This is a genomic window from Photobacterium iliopiscarium (genome assembly GCF_003026395.1).
Lineage (GTDB): Bacteria > Pseudomonadota > Gammaproteobacteria > Enterobacterales > Vibrionaceae > Photobacterium > Photobacterium iliopiscarium.
Window position 1 is genome coordinate 35,148 of the sequence record NZ_PYOO01000009.1, and the last position, 17,608, is coordinate 52,755.

Annotated in this window: 19 protein-coding genes; 13 read left to right on the forward strand and 6 right to left on the reverse strand. The window is 42.3% G+C overall.

The features are described 5' to 3' along the window. Positions 1 to 10 precede the first annotated feature (10 nt). Both C9J51_RS13345 and C9J51_RS13350 read left to right on the forward strand, forming a co-directional pair. Positions 11 to 589, forward strand: a complete 579-nt coding sequence (locus tag C9J51_RS13345) for a cytochrome c oxidase assembly protein (RefSeq protein WP_045039695.1) — start codon at positions 11 to 13, stop codon at positions 587 to 589. Beyond that, positions 573 to 1,475 (forward strand): cytochrome c oxidase subunit 3, encoded by a 903-nt coding sequence (locus C9J51_RS13350; RefSeq protein WP_045035875.1) that lies wholly within the window; start codon positions 573 to 575, stop codon positions 1,473 to 1,475. Before C9J51_RS13345 ends, C9J51_RS13350 begins: the two co-directional genes overlap by 17 nt. A 37-nt stretch (positions 1,476 to 1,512) precedes the next feature. Here C9J51_RS13350 and C9J51_RS13355 read toward each other — a convergent pair whose 3' ends face one another. Next, positions 1,513 to 1,725 (reverse strand): DUF2909 family protein, encoded by a 213-nt coding sequence (locus tag C9J51_RS13355; protein ID WP_045039696.1) that lies wholly within the window; start codon positions 1,723 to 1,725, stop codon positions 1,513 to 1,515. Between the two features lie 68 nt (positions 1,726 to 1,793). Between C9J51_RS13355 and C9J51_RS13360 the strand changes: the two genes are divergently transcribed. The 7 genes from C9J51_RS13360 (at position 1,794) to C9J51_RS13390 (ending at position 7,442) form a co-directional block, all read left to right on the forward strand. Continuing rightward, complete coding sequence (locus tag C9J51_RS13360; RefSeq protein WP_231579362.1) at positions 1,794 to 2,477, forward strand: SURF1 family protein; 684 nt, start codon at positions 1,794 to 1,796, stop codon at positions 2,475 to 2,477. Then, on the forward strand, positions 2,474 to 3,007 hold the full coding sequence (locus C9J51_RS13365; RefSeq protein ID WP_045035877.1) for a hypothetical protein: 534 nt from the start codon (positions 2,474 to 2,476) through the stop codon (positions 3,005 to 3,007). Before C9J51_RS13360 ends, C9J51_RS13365 begins: the two co-directional genes overlap by 4 nt. A 29-nt stretch (positions 3,008 to 3,036) precedes the next feature. Further along, positions 3,037 to 4,092, forward strand: coding sequence for a COX15/CtaA family protein (locus tag C9J51_RS13370; protein ID WP_045039697.1), 1,056 nt, complete (start codon positions 3,037 to 3,039; stop codon positions 4,090 to 4,092). After that, a complete protein-coding gene (gene cyoE / locus C9J51_RS13375; protein ID WP_107275213.1) occupies positions 4,085 to 5,008 on the forward strand; it encodes a heme o synthase in 924 nt (307 codons plus the stop codon). Before C9J51_RS13370 ends, cyoE begins: the two co-directional genes overlap by 8 nt. 101 nt (positions 5,009 to 5,109) lie before the next feature. Beyond that, positions 5,110 to 6,447 carry an MATE family efflux transporter DinF gene (dinF, locus tag C9J51_RS13380; RefSeq protein WP_045035880.1) on the forward strand — a complete coding sequence of 446 codons (1,338 nt, stop codon included), beginning with the start codon at positions 5,110 to 5,112 and terminating at the stop codon, positions 6,445 to 6,447. Positions 6,448 to 6,562: 115 nt separating this feature from the next. Continuing rightward, positions 6,563 to 6,952, forward strand: a complete 390-nt coding sequence (locus C9J51_RS13385; protein ID WP_045035881.1) for a 3D domain-containing protein — start codon at positions 6,563 to 6,565, stop codon at positions 6,950 to 6,952. A 109-nt stretch (positions 6,953 to 7,061) separates the two neighbouring features. Beyond that, complete coding sequence (locus C9J51_RS13390) at positions 7,062 to 7,442, forward strand: 3D domain-containing protein (protein WP_045035882.1); 381 nt, start codon at positions 7,062 to 7,064, stop codon at positions 7,440 to 7,442. 91 nt (positions 7,443 to 7,533) lie between these two features. On the opposite strand, the gene nfuA is transcribed toward C9J51_RS13390, so the two are convergent. Together nfuA and C9J51_RS13400 are read right to left on the reverse strand one after the other, a co-directional pair. Continuing rightward, the gene (gene nfuA / locus C9J51_RS13395; RefSeq protein WP_045035883.1) at positions 7,534 to 8,121 is read right to left on the reverse strand and encodes a Fe-S biogenesis protein NfuA; all 588 of its coding nucleotides are present in this window, start codon (positions 8,119 to 8,121) and stop codon (positions 7,534 to 7,536) included. A 126-nt stretch (positions 8,122 to 8,247) separates the two neighbouring features. Then, on the reverse strand, positions 8,248 to 8,958 hold the full coding sequence (locus C9J51_RS13400; RefSeq protein WP_045039698.1) for a ComF family protein: 711 nt from the start codon (positions 8,956 to 8,958) through the stop codon (positions 8,248 to 8,250). Positions 8,959 to 8,993: 35 nt separating this feature from the next. On the opposite strand from C9J51_RS13400, the gene bioH reads away from it, so the two are divergent. Then, the gene (gene bioH, locus C9J51_RS13405) at positions 8,994 to 9,758 is read left to right on the forward strand and encodes a pimeloyl-ACP methyl ester esterase BioH (RefSeq protein ID WP_045039699.1); all 765 of its coding nucleotides are present in this window, start codon (positions 8,994 to 8,996) and stop codon (positions 9,756 to 9,758) included. A gap of 134 nt (positions 9,759 to 9,892) precedes the next feature. Beyond that, the gene (locus C9J51_RS13410) at positions 9,893 to 10,351 is read left to right on the forward strand and encodes a hypothetical protein (RefSeq protein WP_045039700.1); all 459 of its coding nucleotides are present in this window, start codon (positions 9,893 to 9,895) and stop codon (positions 10,349 to 10,351) included. 57 nt (positions 10,352 to 10,408) lie between these two features. Here C9J51_RS13410 and C9J51_RS13415 read toward each other — a convergent pair whose 3' ends face one another. Beyond that, a complete protein-coding gene (locus C9J51_RS13415; RefSeq protein ID WP_045039701.1) occupies positions 10,409 to 12,739 on the reverse strand; it encodes a Tex family protein in 2,331 nt (776 codons plus the stop codon). A gap of 159 nt (positions 12,740 to 12,898) precedes the next feature. Continuing rightward, positions 12,899 to 13,372: a transcription elongation factor GreB gene (gene greB, locus C9J51_RS13420; RefSeq protein ID WP_045039702.1), complete on the reverse strand. Its 474-nt coding sequence runs from the start codon at positions 13,370 to 13,372 to the stop codon at positions 12,899 to 12,901. A gap of 503 nt (positions 13,373 to 13,875) precedes the next feature. Here greB and ompR point away from each other — a divergent pair. Together ompR and envZ are read left to right on the forward strand one after the other, a co-directional pair. After that, positions 13,876 to 14,595: an osmolarity response regulator transcription factor OmpR gene (ompR, locus tag C9J51_RS13425; protein WP_045035889.1), complete on the forward strand. Its 720-nt coding sequence runs from the start codon at positions 13,876 to 13,878 to the stop codon at positions 14,593 to 14,595. A gap of 3 nt (positions 14,596 to 14,598) precedes the next feature. Next, the gene (gene envZ / locus C9J51_RS13430) at positions 14,599 to 15,933 is read left to right on the forward strand and encodes a two-component system sensor histidine kinase EnvZ (RefSeq protein WP_045039703.1); all 1,335 of its coding nucleotides are present in this window, start codon (positions 14,599 to 14,601) and stop codon (positions 15,931 to 15,933) included. A gap of 87 nt (positions 15,934 to 16,020) precedes the next feature. Here envZ and C9J51_RS13435 read toward each other — a convergent pair whose 3' ends face one another. After that, complete coding sequence (locus tag C9J51_RS13435) at positions 16,021 to 17,430, reverse strand: uracil-xanthine permease family protein (protein WP_045039704.1); 1,410 nt, start codon at positions 17,428 to 17,430, stop codon at positions 16,021 to 16,023. Positions 17,431 to 17,608 lie beyond the last annotated feature (178 nt).

Sequence of the window (17,608 nt, forward strand, 5' to 3'; positions counted from 1 at the left end):
GGAGGCTGATATGGAACCGCAATCAAGACGCTCCGTGATTGCCTTGGTGTTTGCGGCAATAGCCATGTTTGGATTTGCATTTGCGCTAGTGCCGTTATATGACGTCTTTTGCGATATTACAGGAATTAATGGCAAAACAGCGACCACACCAACCAAGGTTAGCGATAATGTTGATCGTAGTCGAACCGTAACCGTTGAATTTATTGCTTATATTAATCCGAATGTGAAGTGGCAATTTACGCCACAGGTGACCCAAGTAGATGTTCACCCTGGGGAGACGAAAATCATTAAATATGATGCTAAAAACCTCAATTCACAGGCTTCAATTGGACAAGCTGTGCCATCCGTAACGCCAGGAATTGCGGCAAAATATTTTAATAAAATTGAATGTTTTTGTTTTAACCATCAGCCATTAGCGGCGGGAGAACAAGCTGAGTTGCCGTTGGTGTTTTATGTCGATCCTGATTTACCGCGTGATATTAAGGTACTGACATTAGCCTATACGCTTTATGACGTAACCCCTGATGTGCAACCCCTTACTCAATCCAATGAGCAAGAGAATGAGGTGAAAAATGTCGAACTCTTATGACGATCCTAAGCAATCAACGGCAGCCAGCTCTGATGAATATTATGTTCCTGCGGCTAGCGGTTGGCCTATTTTAGGTGCGGTGGCATTATTTTTAATTGCCTTAGGTGCAGGGGCGACAGTCGGTGATTTACTGGCAGGCCAAGGACCATGGATTTTATTAACTGGGGTTGGGTTAATTTTATTGATGCTAACGGGTTGGTTTCGAGATGTGATCACCGAATCGATGGGCGGTTTATATAGTACTCAGATGGATCGGTCATTTCGACAGGGCATGAGTTGGTTTATTTTTTCTGAAGTGATGTTCTTTGGCGCATTTTTTGGGGCGTTATTTTATATACGAATGATTGCTGTCCCTTGGTTAGGCGGCGCCAGTAATAATGCGATGACTAATATGGTGTTATGGCCTGATTTTGTCGCAGATTGGCCGCTTGTTGTTACTCCTGATGGCACTGAAACGCAAGCCATGGGGCCGATCGGATTACCGTTATATAACACTATTATTCTGCTTACCTCATCAATAACCCTCCATGTTGCTCATCTTGCATTAGAAAATAATCAACGGCGTCGATTAAGCCTGTTTTTATTGGTCACCGTATTACTTGGTGGGGTGTTTGTTTACTTACAAGCGGTGGAATATATCCATGCTTATCATGAGTTGAATCTACGTTTAGAAAGTGGTGTCTACGGCAATACCTTCTTTATGCTTACTGGCTTTCATGGCGTGCATGTCACCCTCGGTGCCATCTTGTTATTTATCGTGTGGTGTCGAGTGTTAAAAGGCCATTTTACCCCTCAACACCATTTTGCTTTTCAGGCAGGGGCTTGGTATTGGCACTTTGTCGATGTGGTGTGGTTATGCTTGTTTGTGTTTGTTTATATTTTATAACGGCTAATGATCAAATAAATATTAATCGCTCAATAAGTTAGAGTGTATAGGGGCTTGGATTCGGTTGAATAACGCCAGTCAGTAAAGCAATAACCACCAGTCCCAATAGCATCACCGCAATCAGTAATCGACGCCCAAGATAATGCGATAACGGGCGTGATGATTGGCCTTTAATGATGGCTGGTAACGCACAGAATAAGTGAATTACCATTAATAGTAACAACATGATAAATAACAATTTAATTAGCATTTAATTTGCTCCTTTGTGGTTATTTAAGCATAGCGGGTTTTAACGGTTAGCGATAACAAGGAGATGTAATGCTGCGAACTGTTGCTTTTATTCTTTTTTCTATTGCAGTGGTAAGTTTGCTGCTCAAACTTAGCTGGTGGCAGCTGAGCCGTGCCGATGAAAAAAAACAGCTGCAATCACAAATTCGAGATCGCCAACACAGCATGATTGTTGATTTAGTACAACTGCCAGCTGAGCCGTTATGGCACAGCGTGACGCTGGAAGGGGAATTTGATAATCAACATCCTATTTTATTGGATAACCAACTTTATCGTGGCCGTTCGGGGTATCACCTTTATTTACCGTTTATCAGTCAGCAACAACGAATATTAGTTAATGTTGGTTGGATTGCAGCGCCACCATACCGTGAAATATTACCGATATTGCCTCAATTTAATGGCCGGACAGTGCTTCATGGTGTGATTGCACCGGCTCAAAAACTATTACAATTTAAGCCAGACGCTATCCAGCAACAATGGCCGCTACGGGTACAAAATATTGAATTAGATAAATTAGCTCAGCAATTACAACAACCATTATTACCGTGGGTTATTCAAATATCAGCCTCAAGTCCAACGGCTCTTATTCAAACATGGCAACCTGTCGTGATGGGCCCTAAGAAACATTATGGTTATGCGATACAGTGGTTTTTATTAGCGATTGCGGTGGTTGTTATCTCTTTATTATGGCTACGCAAGGAGCGCGAAGTATGAATAAATATCACTTATTGTTAATGGTTGCCGTTGTGTTTGCATTACCGATTATTATTGCGAAATTGATATTACAACAGCAATGGTATCAAGGTGGGGTGACTAATCGCGGTCAATTATTACAGCCCGCAGTAACCGTTACTGCGTTTGCAAAACCACAAACATGGCAATTGATTTATTGGTTACCGCCAACGTGTGGTGAGCGTTGCCAAGGGGCTTTATTTAATTTACGCCAAGTACCACAAGCTGCGGGTGCTGATAGCGTTCGGTTACAAAGTGTTGTCCTTGTTGCGGATCAACCGACCTCCTCAAACGCATTATTACAAGGGTTAGAACTGCGCCAAGTGAGTGGGTCATTACGTCAACAGTTAATCCAATTAGAATATGGTTTAACCTCGATTTATATTGCAGATCCTCACGGTAATATGTTGATGGCTTACCCCTTAGTTGCTGGCGAAGACGCTATTTTAATGCAAGGCAAAGATGTATTACGTGATTTAAAAAGATTATTAAAAGTCTCAAAAATTGGCTAAGTCATTGCTGTTATTATGGAGGATAACAAATGATTCTCACCAACAAGAATGATCGATACTTCTTTTATTTAGTCAGTTTTAGTTTTGTATTGTCGCTAGCCGTGGTGGCATTAGGTGCGTTTACTCGTCTAACAGAAGCGGGTCTTGGTTGTCCTGATTGGCCGGGTTGCTACGGTTTTTTAACTGTGCCTCAAACGGCACTTGAACAACAAACTGCCGCTGAATTCTTTCCTCAAACGCCACTTGAACCTCAAAAAGCCTGGAATGAAATGCTACATCGTTATATTGCCGGTAGCTTAGGTGTGTTTATTTTAGCTATCAATCTTATGGCATGGCGACAATCATCCCTACCTAAGTTATTACCATTGTTGTTGTTATTAATGGTTACCTTTCAAGCCGTATTAGGTATGTGGACGGTGACCTTGGTACTCATGCCGGTGGTGGTAATGGCGCATTTATTAGGGGGCTTTACCATTGTCTGCTTGCTGTGGTTATTACGGTTACAGTTATCCTCGTCTGTAACGAAGAGGGATCATATTGAATCAAAAACAGTCTCTCGGCTGCGAATAGCGGCCATTATCAGTGTAATGGTGGTGGTTTGCCAAATAGCATTAGGGGGCTGGACCGCGGCTAATTATGCTGCTTTGGTGTGTACTCAATTACCTATTTGTGAAGCTAATTGGCAACAGTTGTTTGATAGTAAAGCCTTTTTATTAGTACAGCCACAGCATGAGAGTTATCAATACGGGGTGCTTGATTATGGGCAACGAGTGTCAATTCATGTGGTACATCGTCTTGGTGCGATAGTAACGACGGTGGTGGTGTTAGCGATGGCGTGGTTATGCTGGTTACAGCTCACATTACGACGTTATTGCTTGGTTTTGGTGTTATTGCTGACGCTGCAAATTGCATTTGGAGTGACCAATGTTGTTGCCAGTTTGCCTGTTGCTGTTGCAGTCGGGCATAACATTACTGGGTTGGGGTTATTAGTGGCTATGGTAACAGTTAGCTATCGTGTAAGACGTTGTTCCCAACCAGCACTCAGCGTAGAGCAATCGTTAAGGGAGGAGCAATCTCATGGATAAATCACAATGGCTTGATCGTTTAAGTTCATCAACCGTCACGACAGCAGTGTGGCGAGATTATCTCACCATGACTAAGCCTAAAGTGGTGGCGATGTTACTGCTTACCGCTTTAGTGGGAATGTGTCTTGCTGTGCCCACTGTACCAACAATAAATGTTGTGGTCTTAGGGTTAGCAGGAATCGGTTTGCAATCAGCCGCCGCTGCTGTGTTTAATCATGTGCTTGATCGTCGTTTTGATGCTCAGATGGCACGTACTTATCATCGACCCTTAGCAAAAGGACGGATAGCGACCTCAAAAGCGGTGCTGTTTGGATGTGTATTAATGGTGTCAGGCTTTCTTTTATTGTGGCAGCTTAATCCGCTAACTGCATGGCTAACAATGGCAAGTTTAGTGGGGTATGCGGTGGTTTATACCGTGTGGTTAAAGCATGCAACCCCTCAGAATATTGTGATTGGCGGTTTAGCTGGAGCCGCGCCACCATTGTTGGGGTGGACTGCTGTGACAGGAAGTGTGAGTCCTCATGCGTTGTTATTAGTGATGTTAGTGTTTGTATGGACTCCTCCCCATTTTTGGGCGTTAGCCATTCATCGGCGTGATGATTACGCTAAAGCTGGTATTCCAATGCTGCCAGTGACGCATGGTATTGAATACACTAAAACGATGGTGCTGTTTTATACCTTATTATTGTTTGCGGTGGGGCTCTTACCATGGTTAACCAGCATGAGTGGTCTGGTCTATCTTATCGGTAGTTGTGTATTGAATTTAGGGTTTGTTGGTTATGCCTTAAAGCTGAAATTTTTTGATAGCGAAGGACATGCATGGGCAACATTTAACTATTCGATTTGGCATTTATTAACATTGTTTGTGGTGTTATTGGTCGATCATTGGTGGTTAGGTTGGGGAGTGGAATATTAGTAATGTGAGCAGTTGCTCTGTTGTTACAAGGATCCGACTGTTGTCACTCTGTTCAAATAGGTACACTGGCTCCTTATTTCGATATTGAATAAGGGATAAGTGTGCTGGCTGCATTAAAAGATAAATCACTGCATTATCAAGTTTTCGCGTTAGCACTGCCTATGGTGCTATCTAATATTACCGTCCCCTTACTTGGATTAGTCGATGCTGCGGTTATCGGCCATCTTGATCAATCATGGTATTTAGGTGGTGTGGCAGTTGGCGGCACCATGATTAATGTGACGTTTTGGTTGCTTGGCTTTTTACGGATGGCAACCACGGGTATTACGGCACAAGCACAAGGCAGTGCAGATAAAGACGCACAAGCTGTGATTTTTGTTCAAGGCATGGCGTTGGCGTGGCTATTTGGTGCGGTGCTGGTGGCGTTACATCAACCCGTAAGCCAATTTATTTTTCACTTTAGTAGCGCCGGCAGTGAAGTCAAATTGTATGCCGCGCAATATTTTTCAATTCGTATTTGGGGCGCGCCAGCTGCTCTCGCTAATTTTGTGATCATGGGCTGGTTGCTCGGAATGCAGAATGCAAAACTACCGATGTGGTTGTTAATTGTGACTAACGTCGTCAATATCGCACTAGATTTAGCATTTGTGCTTGGGCTGGGTTGGAAGGTACAAGGTGCGGCTGCCGCGTCAGTGATTGCCGACTATAGTGGCATGATATTGGGATTATGGTTTGTAGCTCAACAATGGTTACGGTTAGGTTTACCACCGTTAAAACAAAAATTGGCCAGTGTACGTCATGGTATGGGACGGTTACTCAAACTCAATCGCGATATCTTTTTACGTAGTTTATGTTTACAAGCCACCTTTACCTTCATGACCTTTCAAGGGGCACACTTAGGCGATAATGTGGTGGCAGCGAATGCGGTATTAATGAGTTTCTTAATGTTAGTCTCTTACGCAATGGATGGTTTTGCTTATGCGATGGAGGCATTAGTGGGCAAAGCTGTTGGTGCCGGAAATAAAGGTCAACTTGAGCGCTATTTAGTTGGGACGACATTTTGGAGTTTGTTAATATCATTAGTATTAACCGTTATTTTTGTATTCTTTGGTACCCAGATTATTGGAATTGTTTCTGATATTCCCGCGGTACAACAACAAGCTGATCAATATTTACCTTGGTTAACGGCAGTGCCTTTAGTGGCGATGTGGTGTTTTTTATTGGATGGGGTATTTATTGGTGCTACTCGCGGCAAAGATATGCGTAATAGTATGTTCTTAGCTACGTGTGGTTTTTTTGCTATTTGGTGGTCCATGAGCAGTTATGGTAATCATGCACTATGGGCGGCAATGATTGGTTTTATGGCATTACGAGGGCTGATATTAGCGGTGATCTTCATTTCTTTGTGGCGAAAAAATATATTCTTACCGCATGCTTAATAAACAAGACGTTATCCTTATATAGAATAATATTGATGGTTTTTTGTACACAAAAGGCTTTCAATCATGATTGTGATTTGTTTAAATGCGTTCACTTCTTATCCAGGTGGTGCGAATGACAACTAAATTTATAGGTTATTTATTACTGGTACTGAGTTTAACCTTCAGTGTTCATAGCTATGCCAGTAGTTTAAAAAAATTAAATGTTACAGCAACAGCATATAATTCAGTATCGGCTCAAACAGATTCTAGCCCTAGTATTGCGGCTTGGGGCGATCGTTTAAAACCGGGAATGAAAGCCATCGCGGTTTCTCGTGATTTACTTAAAATGGGTTTGAAGCGTGGTTCTAAAGTGAAGATTTCAGGCTTACCCGGCGAATATGTGGTGTTAGATAAAATGCATCACCGTTGGAGTCGTAAAATTGATATCTATATGGGTAAAAATGTTAGGGCTGCAAAAAATTGGGGCAAACGGCGAGTAACTATCACCGTTATTAGGGCATAATACGTTTTATTATTAGTATTTTTTATTGTTGGTGTTGATAGGTAAACGTATTCTTGATTGACTATTTTTGGTTTAATACGCAGCTTTGATTCTCAAGGCGTTGTAGACAATGAAAAAGTCGACTTATTTTATTCTATTATTTTCACTGCTTTTTAGCTTTCAGAGCTATGCTCATTCAGTAAAAACATTACGTGTTACCGCAAGTGCTTATAATTCTGTACGTGCACAAACTAATCATCATCCCAGTCTCACAGCTTGGGGTGTACGTTTAAAACCAGGAATGAAAGCTGTTGCTATATCACGGGATTTACTTAGAAAAGGACTTAAAAAGGGGTCTCGAATTAAAATTCAAGGCTTGACTGGCGATTATGTTGTGCTTGATAAGATGCATCGTCGTTGGCGCAATAAGATTGATATCTATATGGGCAACAATATAAAAGCAGCGCGTAAATGGGGTAAACGTACCGTAACGATTACCTTACTTGATTGATGCTTAATGCTTCGTCCTAAAATAGGTTAATAAAAAAGCCGCATTATTGATGCGGCTTTTTGCTGTTTGTTGATATTGTGGCTTACAACGATTAGTAATAAGAGTGATCGCCACGGGCGTGATCGGTAATATCTCGAGCGCCTGTTAATTCACCTTCAAATTGTGCCAATAGCTCTTTCTCGATGCCTTCTTTTAATGTGACATCTACCATTGAACAACCATTACAACCACCACCAAACTGTAGAATAGCTACGCCATCTTCAGTGATTTCTGCCAATGATACATTACCACCATGGCCAGCAAGTTGCGGGTTGATTTGAGTCTGTAGAATGTAATCAACACGTTCAATCAATGATGCATCATCAGCGACTTTACGCACTTTAGCGTTTGGCGCTTTTAATGTTAGCTGTGAACCCATTTTATCTGTGACAAAATCGATTTCAGCGTCATCAAGGAAGGCAAGGCTTAATTCGTCAATAAAAGCAGAGAATAGCTCAAGTTTCATTTCCGTATCACTTGCTTCAACCGCATCTTGTGGGCAGTAGGATACGCCACATTCAGCACTTTGAGTGCCTGGGTTTACAACAAAAACACGGATATTAGTACCCTCAGGCTGCTGAGCAAGAAGCTTGCTAAAGTGCTGCTGAGCGTTTTCAGTAATAGTGATCATAGACACGATGTAATACCTGACTGATTTAGTAAGTTTTATTTATTCTACTCTTTGTGAGTCATTGTCGCATCTCTAAAGCGACATTTTTTATTTGACCACGTTTTATTAATTAATGCGCGTCTTTTTTGTGCAATATTAACTAACTGATTGTTCAGTATGACATAACGTATAAATATCTACTTGTTTAACACCTTGTCGAGTAAGCAATTGAGTTAATTGATGCACTGTTGCGCCAGTAGTGACGACATCATCAACAATAGCGACATGCTCAGGTAATGCTATCGGCCGTAATCGAAAAGCGTATCGTACGTTGTTGCGACGTTGGGTTTTGGTCAGTAGTTGTTGTGGGGGAGTGTGACGTAGACGTTGAAAAGCATGATGATTAACGCGAGTATTTAAAATCGCGCCAAGGGCTAATGCTAATTGATGACTTTGATTAAACCCGCGCCAGCAATAACGACGCCAGTGTAAAGGAACGGGTAAGAGTAGTTGTGCTGGTTGCGTTATTTGATGAGCGAGTTGTTGTGCTAATGGGCGTGCTAACCAAAACTTTCCGCCAAATTTTAGTTGGTGTACCAGTTGTTGTAATGGTGGTCTAAATTCCCCTAAACGGTAAAGGCGGTGCCAGAGTGGGGGCTTAGTTAGGCAGTGACCACAATGAGACACTGTAATTAGGGTTGTGGTGCCACAATGTTGGCAATAAGGTGTTGATGGAAACTGAGATATACAATGGTGACACCAATAACGTTCGGTTGGAGTGAGGGGGAGTTGGCATAAGGAACAGTGTTGAAATAATAATTGATGGTATAAATTATCTCGCCATGATGGCACTCTGTTTGGCATCATTCTCACTCATTCGTCGTTGATGAAAGGAAGTATAAGTGACATTACAGTTTAAGTGGCATCGTGCAGGGCAAGGACCTGATCTGGTTCTCATTCATGGATGGGGAATGAATGTTGGTGTATGGCAAGATGTGATCCGACAACTTAGCCCGCATTATTGTGTTCATTGGTGCGATCTTCCGGGCTATGGTGATAATGCGACGGTTGTTGCAACATCATTAAATGACATTGTTGTGCAGTTATTAGCTCAAGCACCCGTTAAAGCGGTTTGGTTAGGGTGGTCATTAGGCGGCATTATTGCCAGCCAAGTGGCATTGACTGCGCCACAACGAGTAACACAATTAATCACAGTTGCAAGTTCGCCATGCTTTATGTCTCGAACTGATTGGACGGGTATTCAACCGCGCGTATTGGCTAATTTTCAAACCCAATTAGTGACTGATTTCGCGCTCACCATTGAACGGTTTTTAGTTTTACAGGCTTTGGGGAGTCGAACCGCTAAAGAAGATATTCGCCAATTAAAAGCGGCGGTGTTATCTCGACCGCAACCGCAATTAGCAGCTTTAACGCTAGGGTTAGAATTATTAGAAACCGTTGATTTACGCCAATCGCTAACTGCGTTATCACAACCATGGTTGCGGTTATATGGTCGTTTAGATGCGTTAGTGCCGATTAAAACTGAACCCGTATTAAGCGCGCAATATCCGCAATCACAGCGTTATATTTTTACTGATGCTTCTCATGCGCCGTTTATGTCTCATTTGGATGAATTTATTACGGTAATAAAGACATTCATGGATTGATCAGTTTTAGTGCTTTACGTCAGACAATGAAATTTATAACGGTAGGTATAGGTAAATAATTAACGTGAACGGTCGATATTATGACTAAGATGATATAACTGTATTTCGAGCATAGTGACAATGGATTATCTACTATGGTGATTGCGCCATTACAATCAACAACACCAGTATTAGCGACGACTATTAATCCATTAACGGATCAAGTTGCGCGGGATAACCGTGTGCGTGAAAAGATTGTACCGATTGTTGAAAGTGGGGCGGCAGCTGCTGAAAATGCCCTTAGTGCAGAAGAGAAACAACGTAATAAGCCGAGTTGGGATCCGAGTGAACATCCTGATTATGCACAACCACAAGCGACGACTTTTAAAGGTTATCAGCAGCAGTTAGCACAGCTAGTGGCGGTTCTTTCATTGGGGAATTATGTGACACCAGATCAGCCATTAGGTTATTCGATGCACATTGAACTGCCACGAGAGCTATTACAACAATTAGCGTTAATCAGTGCTAGTGAACGTACTAAAGGTGTGGTGAGTCATCATTACGCTCAAGCAACATTACCTAATCCACCCACGCAGTATCTTAGCGTTATCTAAAGCAACAGCCAGAACAAATGTCTGGCTGTTAGGGTGTAATCATTACATCAGTGGTTATTATTTTTTCTTAGCATTGGCAAATGCGGCGGCAAAAGCGTTACCCATTGGTGGGGTATTCTTTTGTGGTGCAGATGTGTTGGTTTGACGTGGCTGTTGATGAGATGGTTGCTGGCGAGGTGCTGGCGTTGATTGACGAGTAGGTTTTTCCTGTCCTGGCTCATCACTTAAACGCATACTCATCGCAATACGTTTACGTTGAATATCCACTTCCATCACTTTAACTTTAACCACATCACCGGCTTTAACCACTTCTCGTGGATCTGAAATGAATTTATCAGACAGGGCAGAGATATGGATTAAACCATCTTGGTGCACACCGACATCCACGAAAGCACCAAAGTTAGTTACGTTAGTGATCACGCCTTCTAATACCATTCCTGGTATCAAGTCTTTTACTTCATTAATACCATCAGCAAAGGTAGCGGTGGTGAACTCAGGGCGCGGATCGCGACCGGGTTTATCAAGCTCACTAATGATGTCTGTTACTGTCGGTAAACCGAAATGGACATCGGTATAATCAATGGCTTTAAGGTTACGCAAAAAGTCACTGTTACCAATAATCGCGTCAACGGGCTTGTTATTGGCTACCGAGATGGTTTTAACCACGGCATAAGATTCAGGGTGAACTGCTGAGCCATCAAGTGGATTTTTACCGTTCATGATCCGTAAGAATCCGGCACATTGTTCAAACGCCTTTGGCCCTAAACGAGCGACTTTTTTAAGGGCGGTTCGCGCATCAAAGCGACCATTTTCATCTCGGTAATTAACAATGTTCTGGGCAATCGTGGCATTTAAACCTGCAACACGTGTCAGCAATGCAGCAGACGCAGTATTTACGTCAACACCAACAGCGTTTACACAGTCTTCAACGACGACGTCCAAACGTTTCGCAAGCATGCTTTGGCTAACATCATGTTGGTATTGGCCAACACCGATTGATTTAGGATCGATTTTAACTAGCTCTGCCAATGGGTCTTGTAGACGACGACCAATTGATACTGCACCGCGAATAGACACATCCATATTAGGAAATTCTTTTGCCGCCAATTCTGATGCTGAGTAAACCGACGCACCCGCTTCACTGACCATCACACTTTGTACTTTTAGCTGATTATCTTTAATAAGCTTCGCGACAAATGCATCTGTTTCACGTGAAGCAGTACCATTACCAATCGCAATTAAGTTAACGTTATGCTTGTTAATCAGCGCGACAACTACTTTGGCTGATTCAGTGATTTTATTATGCGGCTGATGAGGGTAAATGGTCGCAGTATCTAACACTTTACCTGTTTCATCGACGACAGCAATCTTACTACCCGTACGTAAACCGGGATCAAGTGCTAGCGTTACTCGTGGACCAGCGGGCGCTGCCATTAATAAATCATGCAGATTATCTGCAAAAACTTGAATTGCACCATCTTCGGCTTTTTCACGCAAAATGCTCATGAGCTCGGTTTCCATGTGCATTAAAATCTTAATGCGCCATGTCCAGCTGATCACTTGTTTACGCCATGCATCGGCAGCTTGCGATCCAAGGGTAACCTTATAATGTTCAGCAATAATGATTTCACAATATGAGCTACGAACCGCTTCGTCTTTATTGGGATCAGCATTGAGTGATAGCTGTAAGAAACCTTCATTACGACCACGGAATAATGCTAGCGCACGGTGGGACGGAATGTTTTTAATTGGCTCATTATAATTAAAGTAATCTTTAAATTTAGCGCCGTCATGTTCCTTACCATCAATGATACGTGAAGTAAGTTCGGCATAAGTATTTAGTTGGCGACGGATTTTTTCAAGTAGTGCCGCATCTTCAGCAAATTGTTCCATCAAGATTGCACGGGCACCATCTAACACCGCTTTACTATCAGCAAAGCCTTGCTCTGGATTTAGGTATTGCTCTGCGGTTGTTTCTGGTGAATGCTGCGGTTGGCTCCATAACAATTCAGCAAGGGGAGCAATGCCCGCTTCAATTGCGATTTGACCTTTGGTGCGGCGTTTTTGTTTATAAGGCAGGTAGAGATCTTCAAGGCGAGTTTTACTGTCTGCATCATTAATTTCAGCTGCGAGTGATGACGTTAATTTGCCTTGCTCTGTAATGGATTTTAATATGACCTGACGGCGGCTATCGAGTTCACGTAAGTAGCCTAAACGTGATTCTAAATTACGTAGTTGGGTGTCATCCAGTTCGCCAGTGACTTCTTTACGGTAACGGGCAATAAACGGCACCGTATTACCATCATCAAGTAGGGTGACTGCCGCATTGACTTGTTCGGTGCGTACATTCAGTTCGGTGGCGATCTGTTGGTTGATAGCGTTGCTCATCCGTTGATATCTCTTGTTGATCGTTAAGCTTCCATTCTACGGCTGAATCTTGATCTGGCAAGTCAACCGCGGTGAAGAGTGTGTCAGACGGCATAAAGCGAGTCATTTTTGTTGTTGTGTTACTAATAATAGCGGGTTGGCAGTTGGTTTTGATGTGATTTAATCATGGTAACGAATACGATTAATAAACCAGGTTTTTTTACCTTGTGGCGTTGTTACTATCGTGTCATCGTCAACTTGTTTGCTCAATAACGCGCGTGCCATTGGTGAGTCGATGGAGATGTAATCGTTACGGCCATAAATCTCATCAGGGCCGACAATGCGAAAGGTTTTTTGTTCACCCGCCTCATTTTCAATTTCGACCCATGCACCAAAGAAGACTTTGCCGTCTTGTTGAGGGGAGTAATCAATAACGCTAACGGCTTCTAAACGTTTTCGTAAAAAGCGTACTCGGCGATCAATTTCACGTAATCGTTTCTTATTATATTGATAATCCGCATTTTCGCTGCGATCACCTAAGCTAGCAGCCCAAGTCACTTTTTTAGTCACTTCAGGGCGATCCTCACGCCATAAATAATCTAATTCTTGTTCTAATTTAGTAAAACCTTCACGGGTGATTAAATTGGTTCTCATCATTATTCTCGCACGATAGTTTGGCATTGTTCTATCATCGCTAGCGTAAAATAGAAAGCAATAGCACGATAAAATGTGACCATTGAATTGTCGTCAATTCGCTGAAGGAATGGATTGTTAACGGGGCGCGAATCAGTGAAATGTGATCTTGTTTACGTCATAAATTAATCTCTTAGGTAAAGTTGTGTTCAGAGTTGAATCGCCATGCTATAAAGGCATATCAAAAGGGTGATTGTTAACGGTTATGATCAGGTTAATAACACAATCATGATAATAATTAGCATGTTATAATTGTTATTATGCAGTAATTATTGTGTGTTAGTGGTTATTGCTACCCTATAATAAATGTTGGCTGTGAGGATAATGATTGTTGCTGTTTTTGGCGTGGGTATTTCCATTCAATTATTATTTGGCAGTAAATGTTCACAGTTAAATTAAACGTTAGTTATTACGACTTGCGTACACTTAGTAACACTACGTATCGTGATCGATGAAGGTGAAAAATGCAGGAAAATTATAAAATATTAGTGGTCGATGACGACATGCGTTTACGTGCATTACTTGAACGTTATCTTTCTGAGCAAGGATTTCAGGTACGCAGTGTTGCAAATGGCGAACAAATGGATCGTTTACTTGCACGTGAAACTTTTCACTTGATGGTATTGGATTTAATGTTACCCGGTGAAGATGGCTTATCTATTTGTCGTCGTTTACGTAGTGCTAATAATACGCTACCTATTTTGATGCTAACGGCAAAAGGCGATGAAGTTGATCGTATTGTTGGGCTTGAAGTAGGTGCTGATGATTATTTGCCAAAACCGTTTAATCCGCGTGAATTATTAGCGCGTATTCGTGCCGTATTACGTCGTCAAACCATTGAAGCACCAGGTGCACCTAGTGTTTTAAGTAAAGTGATTGAGTTTGGTGAATTCCGTCTTAATCTTGGTACGCGTGAAATGTTCCGTGGTGATGCGCCAATGCCGCTGACATCCGGTGAGTTTGCGGTATTAAAAGCATTAGTGACTAATGCGCGCGAGCCCATGTCTCGTGATAAATTAATGAATATGGCCCGTGGTCGTGAATATTCAGCAATGGAACGTTCAATTGATGTGCAGATTTCACGTCTGCGTCGCATGGTTGAAGAGGATCCTAGTCGTCCTCGTTATATTCAAACAGTATGGGGTTTAGGGTACGTGTTTGTCCCTGATGGTCGTGAGGCATAAGCCATGCGGTTATCGCCCAAAAGTACTTTTGCGCGAACACTGATATTATTAGCTGGCTTGTTAATTTCAAGCCAGATTTTTTCGTATCTGACCATCGTCAATTACGCGCTACTTCCTAGTATTCAGCAGTTTAATCGTATTTTAGCGTACGAAGTAAAGTTGATGCTGAAAGAAAATATTAAGATGGCTGATGGTCAAACTGTTCATCTTGATCGCCCCATTCGACGAGAGTTACTTGAAGAATTAGGCGTGACGTTACATACGCCTAATTCTCCAGGTGCAGCGGAATTTAATGACGCCACTCATATTAGTTATTTGAGTGAAGAAATGTCACGTGAATTACATTCACCAACAGATGTGCGGTTATTGTTAGGTGCCCATAGTTATGTACTGTGGATGAGAACGGATGCGATGCCAAATTCTTTAATGCGAATTCCGTTATCAGAACTGCAAGAAGATGACTTTTCTCCTTTATTTCGTTATAGCTTAATTATTGCTTTTCTTGTCATCGCCGGTGGCTGGTTGTTTATTCGTATTCAAAATCGGCCGTTAGTCGAGCTGGAACAAGCGGCATTACAAGTGGGACGTGGTGAAACGCCACCACAGTTGCCCGAGCAAGGTGCATCTGAAATTCGCTCAGTAACTAAGGCATTTAACCAAATGTCGCAAGGGATTAAGCAGCTTGAAGATGATCGTGCTTTATTAATGGCAGGCGTTAGTCATGATTTACGGACACCATTAACACGGATTCGGTTAGCGACGGAAATGATGTCAGCCGAAGATAGCTATTTAGCTGATTCAATGATCACTGATACCGAAGAATGTAATGCGATCATTAGTCAGTTTATGGATTATCTGAAATCAACTAAAAAACAAGCTGAAGAAGATGTTGATCTTAATTTGTTGTTAGAAGATGTAGCTCATACTGAAGGTAGCTATGGCAATGTTATCGAGCAGCAATTAACGCTGATCCCCGGTACTCTTTCGGTGAATGCAGTGGCACTTAAACGGGCAGTTGCAAACTTGGTAATAAATGCGCAACGTTACGGTAATGGTTGGGTCAAACTGTCTAGCGGCGCTTCTGTTGATCGTAAATCAGCATGGTTCTGTGTTGAAGATAATGGACCGGGCATTGCCCCTGATCAGGTAACAAAGATGTTTCAGCCATTAACTCGTGGTGACTCTGCGCGAGGCAATGAAACGGAAGGTACTGGATTAGGGCTGGCGATTGTGAAACGGATCATTGATCAAAATGAAGGGGTTATTTCAGTACGTAATCGTAGTGAAGGTGGCCTAAGAGTTGAGATTAGTTTGCCATTACATAAAGTAAAACAGTGATGGTGTAAACGCGTTTCTTAAGCATAATAACGTCATATAAAAAGCCCGCATTGATTTTGATGCGGGCTTTTTTAATGACAGTAATAATTAGTTTTCGGTGGCTGTGGCTTCGTCAATCAGTTCGAGAGGCTCAGCATTATCATCGGGTAAAATGATATTTAATAAAATCGCAGTAATACCGCCAGCGGCCATTCCTGAAGAGAGAATACTTTTTATAATCTCAGGTAAGAATTGCAATATTTCAGGTTTTTGGGCGATGCCTAATCCCATTGAAAAAGACAATGCCATGATTAAAATTGCACGGCGATCAAGATGACAGCGAGAAATAATACGAATGCCAGACGCAGCAATGGTGCCAAACATAACGATGGTTGCGCCGCCTAATACTGGTTCTGGAATCAATTGAACCAGACTGGCTACGTCAGGGAATAGTCCCAGCAGAACTAGCATTCCTGCGACAAAGTAGCCGATATAACGACTTGCTACGCCAGTTAATTGGATAATGCCATTGTTTTGGCTAAAGGTTGAGTTTGGAAAGCTGTTAAACACTGCCGCCATTGCCGAGTTGAGACCATCAGCAAGTACGCCCCCTTTGATTCGTTTTAGATATAGTGGTCCTTTTACTGGCTGCTCTGAGGTTTCAGAGGTCGCCGTAATATCACCAATGGCTTCAAGGGAAGTCACCGCAAATACTATCATTAACGGAATTAACAATCCCCAATCAAAACTAAGGCCATATTGCATTGGCATTGGAATCGCAATTAACGGATTCGTGCTGGTGATGTTGGTATTTATCATGCCTAACATCCACGCCAGTAATGTTCCTGCTGCCATCGCAATAACAATGGATGACACGCGTAAGTAGGGGTTTTTAACGCGGTTAAGTAACACAATAAAACCTAACACCGTCCCCGCTAGCATCAGATTATCAAGGCTGCCAAAGCTACCGTCGGCAATTGCACTGTAACCGCCACCAATCGAGGTTAGGCCAATCTGAATTAAGGTTAAACCGATTAATGTCACCACAATACCAGACACTAATGGCGTAATGATGCGCTGGGCGTGTTGTAAAATGCGAGAGATAAACACTTCGGTAAAAGCGGCAAAAATAATGGTGCCAAAAATAGCCGCCATCATGGTTTGAATATCTGCTCCGCCAGCTTTGAGTGCTAAGCCTGCGCCAATGATTGGGCCTAAGAAATTAAAACTAGTACCTTGAATAGACAGTAACCCTGAGCCAATAGGACCAAAGGTTTTAATTTGGATAAAAGAAGCGATGCCTGATGCCAACAATGACATGCTGACAATGGTATTAGTGTCACTTGCTGGTAAGCCTAGTGATTGACAAATAATCAATGATGGCGTGATAACCGCGACAAACATTGCCAGTAAATGTTGAGTCGCGGCAAAGAGCGTTTGTGGCAACGGTGGTCTATCATCTAAACGGTAAACAAGGTCAGAATTTCTTGGCGTTACGCTAGTGTGATGCTGAGTCATAGATGATCCTAACTGGTTCTCTGGTATCCATTATTCGCGCTGAATGGGCGATTGATTGTGTTGTTGGCGGTGGTCTGTGATTGCTGTTACTCAGAACCAAATCAACACTGGCAGAGATTAAAGTGGCGTAAATTTGCGGCTATTGTAGTTATCTTTTAAAAAATAGCAATCGTTTGCT

Bases quoted from the DNA above. Each gene is read 5' to 3' on its own strand.
- C9J51_RS13345 (WP_045039695.1), top strand. From the start codon at position 11: ATGGAACCGCAATCAAGACGCTCCGTGATTGCCTTGGTGTTTGCGGCA.
- C9J51_RS13350 (WP_045035875.1), top strand. From the start codon at position 573: ATGTCGAACTCTTATGACGATCCTAAGCAATCAACGGCAGCCAGCTCT.
- C9J51_RS13355 (WP_045039696.1), bottom strand. From the start codon at position 1,725: ATGCTAATTAAATTGTTATTTATCATGTTGTTACTATTAATGGTAATT.
- C9J51_RS13360 (WP_231579362.1), top strand. From the start codon at position 1,794: ATGCTGCGAACTGTTGCTTTTATTCTTTTTTCTATTGCAGTGGTAAGT.
- C9J51_RS13365 (WP_045035877.1), top strand. From the start codon at position 2,474: ATGAATAAATATCACTTATTGTTAATGGTTGCCGTTGTGTTTGCATTA.
- C9J51_RS13370 (WP_045039697.1), top strand. From the start codon at position 3,037: ATGATTCTCACCAACAAGAATGATCGATACTTCTTTTATTTAGTCAGT.
- cyoE (WP_107275213.1), top strand. From the start codon at position 4,085: ATGGATAAATCACAATGGCTTGATCGTTTAAGTTCATCAACCGTCACG.
- C9J51_RS13385 (WP_045035881.1), top strand. From the start codon at position 6,563: ATGACAACTAAATTTATAGGTTATTTATTACTGGTACTGAGTTTAACC.
- C9J51_RS13390 (WP_045035882.1), top strand. From the start codon at position 7,062: ATGAAAAAGTCGACTTATTTTATTCTATTATTTTCACTGCTTTTTAGC.
- C9J51_RS13400 (WP_045039698.1), bottom strand. From the start codon at position 8,958: ATGATGCCAAACAGAGTGCCATCATGGCGAGATAATTTATACCATCAA.
- C9J51_RS13410 (WP_045039700.1), top strand. From the start codon at position 9,893: ATGGTGATTGCGCCATTACAATCAACAACACCAGTATTAGCGACGACT.
- C9J51_RS13415 (WP_045039701.1), bottom strand. From the start codon at position 12,739: ATGAGCAACGCTATCAACCAACAGATCGCCACCGAACTGAATGTACGC.
- greB (WP_045039702.1), bottom strand. From the start codon at position 13,372: ATGAGAACCAATTTAATCACCCGTGAAGGTTTTACTAAATTAGAACAA.
- ompR (WP_045035889.1), top strand. From the start codon at position 13,876: ATGCAGGAAAATTATAAAATATTAGTGGTCGATGACGACATGCGTTTA.
- envZ (WP_045039703.1), top strand. From the start codon at position 14,599: ATGCGGTTATCGCCCAAAAGTACTTTTGCGCGAACACTGATATTATTA.
- C9J51_RS13435 (WP_045039704.1), bottom strand. From the start codon at position 17,430: ATGACTCAGCATCACACTAGCGTAACGCCAAGAAATTCTGACCTTGTT.